The organism is Curtobacterium sp. B18 (assembly GCF_000333375.1).
Lineage (GTDB): Bacteria > Actinomycetota > Actinomycetes > Actinomycetales > Microbacteriaceae > Curtobacterium.
Genome location: NZ_BACZ01000356.1, coordinates 1 through 344 on the forward strand (window position 1 = coordinate 1; position 344 = coordinate 344).

At 72.4% G+C, this 344-nt stretch carries 1 protein-coding gene; it reads right to left on the reverse strand.

The features are described from left to right. On the reverse strand, positions 1-344 hold a 344-nt coding region (locus tag I5E_RS26375), incomplete at both ends, for a winged helix-turn-helix transcriptional regulator (RefSeq protein ID WP_022906805.1).

Here is a 344-nt window from a genome sequence, read left to right on the forward strand (position 1 = left end):
GGACGTACTCGTCACGGACGCGGCCGCCGTCCGGCTTGTAGGCGTGACGCTCGAGGACGCCGCCCTCGACGAGGGAGCCGAGGCGCGCCGTGAGGACCTCGCGCGGGATCCCGAGACTCTGCTGGAACTGACTGAACCGGGTCGCGCCGGCGAGGGCGTCGCGGACGATCATGAGCGTCCACTTCTCGCCGAGGACCTGCCAGGCACTGCCCGACTGCACGCTGAGCAGGTTGATCGCGGCGAGGGTCGGGCCGAGGCACGGCGTCCAGCCGAGGCCGAAGACGATGCCGAGCAACGGCGCGCCGACGAGGCCGGTCGCGGGGGTCCAGCCGGGCTTGATCGTG